This is a genomic window from Sporichthyaceae bacterium (assembly GCA_036493475.1).
In the GTDB taxonomy this organism is placed as follows: Bacteria; Actinomycetota; Actinomycetes; order Sporichthyales; family Sporichthyaceae; genus DASQPJ01.
The window spans coordinates 1-6,774 of record DASXPS010000121.1; the positions used below are offsets into that span (position 1 = coordinate 1).

Here is a 6,774-nt window from a genome sequence, read left to right on the forward strand (position 1 = left end):
CGCCGGATCGAGACAAACCAGAGTCCCCGTCCGCACCCGGGTCGGAAATTGGTTCTTGTAGAGGGCCTTCTCGCACGACCGGCAACGAAGGAGGTTGAACAGCAGTGGGTGCACGACGTCGCAGTGCGCGGGGCGAGTTCCTGGGTGAAGATTCGGGCGTAGAGCGCGACTCGCAGACTCATGCCGTGAGTCTGGACGGGGGCACCGACAGCTTCGCCGATCTCCGGCCATCTGATCCCGCCGCTTCGGGTGTCTGAGAGGGCCGGCCGCCCGGTTTGTCCGGTGGGCTGTCCGGGCTTGTCCGGTTTCGCGAACAGATCCCGGCAGAAATCCGCGTGCGATGAGTGGTTAGCCCGAACCGAGCGGGCAAAGGTCGCGGGACGACGCGGGGGGTTCGCGTCGCACGATGACAGGGAGGGAAACCGTCATGACCAAGACCAAGCGCGCGTTGACCGCCACCGCCGTTACGGCAGCCGCCACCGCGATCGCCCTGGTCCCGGCCACGGCCCAGGCCCGCCACATGCAGCCTCGCGACCTCGAGACCACCACGGTCATGGGGCACGCGGACTACACGCAGTTGTCCACCCACGATCAGGTGCTCGTCGGCGCCCGAGGGGTCGCCGACGGCGGCTTCGGCGCGTTCGGCATCCAGAACGACGATGGCACCGCCCGCGGCAGGATCACCTGTGTCACCGGTTCCACCGCGACCGACGGCGTCAACGATGCCGCCATCGGGGTGCACATCACCCGGTCCACGATCGCCGGATTGCCCAGCGGCACCGACGCGATCGAGTACGTGCGCGACGGCGGCGGGAACCAGTCCGACGCCTCCGGCCTGGTGACCGGCACCGCGACCTGCCCGGAGTCCGGGTTCACCGTGCCGAGCGGGGTGCTGGTCACCGTCCCCGACCAACCCGGGGACAACAACCCCGGCGAGGACCGGTGGCAGCGGTACAGCCGCTATCACCGCGCTGACGACGGCTTCGACCGCGGCCGCGACGGCTTCCGGGTGCAGATCCAACACTGACGAGCGCCGGGCGCCCCGCTCACCCTCGGGTGAGCGGGGCGTTCTGCACCACCGAGGAAACCCACACCCGGAGGCTTGTCCGGTCTTGGCCCGGTTGGGGACCGTTTCACGATTGCGGGATGGCAAAAAACATCGAAGATCCCGCGGTTCGAAGCGCAGGCCAAGCAAGGGTGTAAGGGACGACGCGGGGGGATTCGCGTCGAAGTCCGCACCCGGGCCAAAACTCCCGAACGTGCGACAGACCGACACACGGAGGGGATCGTCATGACCAAGACCAAGCGCGCGTTGACTCTGGCCGCCGTTACCGCGGCCACCACCGCCACCAGCCTGGTCCCGGCCACCGCCGCACAGGCCCGCCACCAGCAACCGCACTTCCAGATCACCACGGTCGCCGGGCAGGCGCGGTTCACCCAGCTGCCCACCCATGACCGCGTTTCCATCGACGTGAAGGGCATTTCTGACGACGGCTCCGGCCGCTTCGAGATCCGCAGCGACGCCGGCCGCGCCGACGGCAAGGTCATCTGTGTCACCGGCTCCCGGGCCACGCCGGGCTTCACCGACGCCGCGATCGGACTGCACATCAACCGTTCCACGATCGCCGGCCTGACCCGTGGCACCGACGCGATCGAATGGGTGCGCGACGGCGGTCGGCGCAACGCCGATTCCTCCGGCCTGGTGACCGGCAGCGCGAACTGCCCGACCGCCGGGTTCACCGTGCCGAACGGCGTGCTGGTCCAGGTGCCGGACCGAAACCCGCTCAACGGCGGCGGCGACCGCACTGACCACCGCGATCACCGCGACCACCGCGACGACGGCTACCGGGTCAGGATCAACCACTGATGCGCTCGGACGCCCCGTCCGCCCCGCGCGGGCGGCCGGGGCGTTCGGTGTTCGGCGACCCGCGCACCCATGCCGACTTCAAACCGTCCGAACGGACCGGTTACCCGGGCCGTTCGGCCGATCACGTCGGGGTAGTAGGTGGACGACCATGTCGTCGAGCGGCGATGACGCACACCTACGACGGGGGGTCGAGGATGCGGGTCTACCTTTGCGGGCCGGACGACGGATTTGTCGATGAAATCGACCGATTCGCGGCATTCATGGCGGCCGAGATCATGCTCACCGACGCGGGTCACCGGGTGGCCTCCGCCTACACCACCGGGCTGGTCGACGACCTGATCACCGGCGCCGCGCACGACGCCGCCGCGCTGGATGCGGCGCAGGTCGTGGTGACCCTGCCGGGCACGCCCGCCGACGCCTTCGAGTTGGCCGAGGCATCCCGTGCGGCCAAGCTCGTGCTCGCCCTCGACGACCTGGTTTGGGTCAACGCCTGAGCGCACCCACCGGGGGCGGATGCGTGGGAGGGAAGTCGATGAACAGTTCAGCGGACTGGACCCTGTGGAGCACCACCGCTCGCGTCGTGGTCACCGACCCCGCCGTGCTACCCGCCGCCCTGCACCTCATCCGGGCCGAACTGGCCCTGGTGGAGGCCGCGTGCAATCGATTCAGCCCCGATTCCGAACTGAGCCTGGTGTGCGCGCAGGCCGTGGATCGTCCCTTGACCACCACGGTCAGCCCCATGCTGTCCGCGTTGCTGCGGATGGCACTGGAGGCCGCCGAGCGCACTGACGGCGATCTGGACCCGACCCTGGGCGCGGCATTGATCGGCCTGGGCTATGACCGCGACTACCTGCTCATCGGCCCGGACGACCGGCCCCCGGTGCGTCCGCGCCGGGTTGATTGGCGCGCGGTTCGGCTGACCGGAGACCGGCTGTCCGTGCCCGCGGGCACCGTGCTGGACCTTGGCGCCACCGCGAAGGCCGCGGCAGCCGACCATTGCGCGCAACTGACGTACCGTCAGTTCAATGTCGGGGTGCTGATCGAACTGGGCGGGGATCTGGCCACGGCGGGCCCGGCGCCGCACGGCGGCTGGCGCATCGACGTGCAGGATCGTGACGAGGATCCGGCCGACGCCGTGACGCTGCCCGCCGGGGCCGCCCTGGCCACCTCGAGCACGCAGCGTCGGGTGTGGCGGCGTGGCGGGACCCGCATGCACCACGTGTTGGACCCCCGCACCGCCCTGCCGGTGGCGCCGGTCTGGCGCAGTGCGTCGGTGGTCGCGGGCAACTGTGTCGCGGCCAACACGCTGAGCACCGCGGCCCTGATTCGGGGTCAGCAGGCCCCGGGATGGCTACGCCGCATCGGCGCACCGGCCTGGTTGGTCGACGCGGCCGGCAGCACGCACGCCATCAACGGGTGGCCCGCATGAACACCCGCCGGCACACCGACCGGGAACGCATCGCAGGATGAGGCCATGACCACCGACGCCGCCACCCCCCGGGGCCGGCTGTCGGTGGAGCTCATCGTGGCCGCCGCGGTACGCATCATCGAGGCGGAGGGCGAGGCGGCGGCGTCCATGCGCCGCATCGCCGCGGAGCTCGATGTCGCCGCGATGTCGCTGTACAACCACGTGCCGAACAAGGCCGCGCTGCTGGACGCGGTGGCCGATTGGGTGGGTACCCAGATCGAGCTGCCCACCGAGCCCGGCGCGGACTGGGAAGCCCGGGCCCGCACGCTGCTGCATGCCTTCCGCGACGTGGTGCGCCGCTATCCCAACTGCATGCAGTTGTCGATGTCCCGCGCCCCGATGTCCACGGTGGCGCTGGTGCCGCTGGAGTATGCGCTGGACATGGCGCACGAGGCGGGCTACCCGGAGGCCAACGCAATTCGGTTGATCCGGGCGTTCACCTCCTACGTGATCGGCTCGATCACCACCGCCAACGCGCGCGCCGCGGCCGCGCGGGCCATCGTCGAGGGCAATGCGCTGCCCGCGATCCCCATCGAGCGTTTCCCGCACCTGGCCGCCCTGGGCCCCCGGCTGCTGGAACTGAATCCGGACGCCGACTTCGAATTCGGCCTGGATCTGCTGCTCGGCGCGCTGCGTCGCGGTTGACAAGGGCGGCCGCCGCGTCCAGACTTACAATGTAAGTTTCTCGGCCGACCGCCCGGAGGGGAGTGGTCGCGATGAACGAGCTGAAGTCCGTGGTGCGCTGGGGCGGCCGCTACGGGATCGCCCGCGCGGTCATCAAGGCGGGCGCCCGCAGCGGCGACCTGCACGGCCGGTTGGCCACCGACCCGCGCATCCGCGCCTATCCGTACAACCTCTACGACGAGGTCCGCTCGCGCGGGGACATTGTCCCCGGCAAGTTCGCCATGATGACCGCCCGGCACGCGGTGGCCTCGGAGATCCTGCGCCACGAGGACTTCCACGTCGGATTCCCGCAGGACGCCATGGTCGGTCCGATCGCCCGCGCCATCCGCTGGGCGCACGACGACACGGTGACCGGACCGGTCGAACCCCCGTCAATGCTCGCGACCAACGGTGCCGAACACGCCCGCTACCGCCGGCTGGTCAGCAAGGCGTTCACCGCCCGCGCCGTGGAGGCACTGGGCACCGACGTGGAACGCATCGCCGATGACCTGCTGGACCGGATGAGCACCGTGCCCGACGGTCGGGTGGACCTGGTAGCCGACTACGCCGCCGCCCTTCCGGTGCAGGTGATCGCCGGGATGTTGGGGGTCCCGTTGCACATGCAGGACACGTTCCTGCGCTGGGGCGCGGATCTGACGCAAAGTCTGGACATCGACATGCGCTACCGGGCGTTCCGCCGCAGCGAACGTGCGCTGCGCGCGCTGAACACCTGGCTGCTCACCCACTTCGAGCAGCTGCGCCACGAGCCCGGCGACGACCTGCTCTCCCGGGTGATCCTGGCCGGCCGCGCCGAGGACGAGCCGGAATTGACCGACGTCGAGCTCACCGCGGTGGCCGGGCTGGTGCTCACCGCCGGGTTCGAGACCACCGTCAACCTGATCGGCAACGCGGTGGTGCTGCTGCTGGCGCACCCCGAGCAACTGCAGATCCTGCGCTCTGCAGCCGGGGACTGGCGCAACGCGGTCGAGGAGACCCTGCGCTACGACTCCCCGGTGCAGAACACCGCCCGGCACGCCACCCGCGCCATCGAGATCCGCGGCACCACCGTGCGGCGACTGCAAATGGTGGTGGTCATGCTGGCCGCGGCCAACCGGGACCCGGCGGTGTTCGCCGACCCGGCGCGCTACGACGTCACCCGCGCCAACGCCCGCGATCACCTGGCGTTCTCCGCCGGCGCCCACTATTGCCTGGGCGCGGCGCTGGCCCGGCTGGAGGGCGAGATCGCGCTGCGCAAGCTGTTCGAGAAGTTCCCCGACCTGGGCCTGACCGCCGCGCCGCAGCGGCGCCCCACCCGGATCCTGCGTGGCTGGCAACAGCTGCCGGTCCGGCTGCACGCGGGCGTGTCCGTCACCTGATCATCCCTCAGTTTCCCGTAACGCAAGGAGATACCGTGCAGAGCTCGCTCGCCCCGATCCGACCGAAGGGCTTCACCCGCTGGTTCACCCGGCACGCCGTCGGACGGATGGCCCTGCAACTCGGGTTGCGGCAGGGCGAGATCTACCCGCGCCTGGTGCTGGACGACAAGCTGCGGGACAACCCGTACCCGTTCTATGCGCAGATCCGGGACACCGCCGCCCTGGTGCCCGGCAAGTTCGCGTTCGCCACCGCCCGCTACGAGTTGGTCAGCGAATTGCTCAAGCGGACCGATCTGCACACCGGCTTCCCCATCGAGTCCTCGCCGCGGCCCATCCGCACCATGCTGCAGTGGGCCATGGAGCCCGAGGCGCTGTCCCCGGTCGACCCGCCGTCGATGCTGGTCACCGACGGTCCACAGCACCTCAAGGCCCGCAAGGCGGTCTCCCGCGCGTTCACCGCGAAGGCGGTGAACGACCTGGAGCAGCGGGTGGTGGAGATCGCCGAGGAGTTGCTCGACGGCATGGCCCGGGACGGCCCCAACGGCGACCTCATCGGAGACTACGCCGAGGTGCTGCCGGTCCGGGTGATCGCGGAGATCCTCGGCGTCCCGCTCGCGATGATGCCGACCTTCCTGTCCTGGGGTCACGCCCTGGCCGTCTCGCTGGATTTCGGCCGCGACTACACCACCATGCGTCGCGCCGAGTGGGCGATGTTGGAGCTGAACTCCTGGTTCCGCGAGCACTTCGCCGCGTTGCGCCGCGAGCCCGCGAACAACCTGCTCAGCCGGATGATCACCGCCGCTGACGCGGACGACGATCCGCTGACCGAGATCGAATTGGTGTCGATCGCCGGACTGGTGCTGGCCGCCGGCTTCGAGACCACCGTCAACCTGATCGGCAACGGCAGCGCGCTGCTGTTCGCGCACCCGGAGCAACTGGAGGATCTGCGCGGGCGGCCCGAGGGCTGGCGCAATGCGGTAGAGGAGATCCTGCGCTATGACCCGCCGGCGCAGAACACGGTGCGGCATGCCATCGCCGACACCACCATCGCCGGCCTCGAGGTGCCCAAGGGCAAGTTCATCGCGCTGGTGCTGGCCGGGGCCAACCGTGACCCGGTGGTGTTCGACGACCCGGAACGCTTCGACATCACCCGGCCGAACGCCAAGGACCACATCTCCTTCGGCGGCGGCGTGCACTACTGCCTGGGCGCGGCACTGTCCCGGATGGAGGGCGAGACCGGCCTGCGCATGCTGTTCGAGCGCTTTGCAGACCTGAGGTCCACCGCAGCGCCCACCCGACGGCCCGCACGATTGTTGCGCGGCTACGCATCAATGCCGGTTCGGCTCGGCGCCGACCGGGTGATTCCCGCTCGGGGATGAATCGCGCGGTCCCGGACAGGT

The 6,774-nt window shown here is 70.1% G+C and carries 7 protein-coding genes; all 7 read left to right on the forward strand.

Annotation, left to right across the window (positions count from 1 at the left end; genetic code table 11):
- The first annotated feature begins 427 nt into the window (after positions 1-427).
- A complete protein-coding gene (locus VGJ14_12785; protein ID HEY2833295.1) occupies positions 428-1,027 on the forward strand; it encodes a hypothetical protein in 600 nt (199 codons plus the stop codon).
- A gap of 264 nt (positions 1,028-1,291) precedes the next feature.
- Positions 1,292-1,867 carry a hypothetical protein gene (locus tag VGJ14_12790; GenBank protein ID HEY2833296.1) on the forward strand — a complete coding sequence of 192 codons (576 nt, stop codon included), beginning with the start codon at positions 1,292-1,294 and terminating at the stop codon, positions 1,865-1,867.
- A 194-nt stretch (positions 1,868-2,061) separates the two neighbouring features.
- Entirely contained in the window at positions 2,062-2,361 is a 300-nt protein-coding gene (locus VGJ14_12795) for a hypothetical protein (protein ID HEY2833297.1), read from the forward strand.
- Between the two features lie 38 nt (positions 2,362-2,399).
- The gene (locus VGJ14_12800) at positions 2,400-3,296 is read left to right on the forward strand and encodes an FAD:protein FMN transferase (protein ID HEY2833298.1); all 897 of its coding nucleotides are present in this window, start codon (positions 2,400-2,402) and stop codon (positions 3,294-3,296) included.
- Positions 3,297-3,341: 45 nt separating this feature from the next.
- Positions 3,342-3,980: a TetR/AcrR family transcriptional regulator gene (locus VGJ14_12805; GenBank protein ID HEY2833299.1), complete on the forward strand. Its 639-nt coding sequence runs from the start codon at positions 3,342-3,344 to the stop codon at positions 3,978-3,980.
- A gap of 71 nt (positions 3,981-4,051) precedes the next feature.
- On the forward strand, positions 4,052-5,374 hold the full coding sequence (locus VGJ14_12810) for a cytochrome P450 (protein HEY2833300.1): 1,323 nt from the start codon (positions 4,052-4,054) through the stop codon (positions 5,372-5,374).
- A gap of 35 nt (positions 5,375-5,409) precedes the next feature.
- Complete coding sequence (locus VGJ14_12815; GenBank protein ID HEY2833301.1) at positions 5,410-6,753, forward strand: cytochrome P450; 1,344 nt, start codon at positions 5,410-5,412, stop codon at positions 6,751-6,753.
- Positions 6,754-6,774 lie beyond the last annotated feature (21 nt).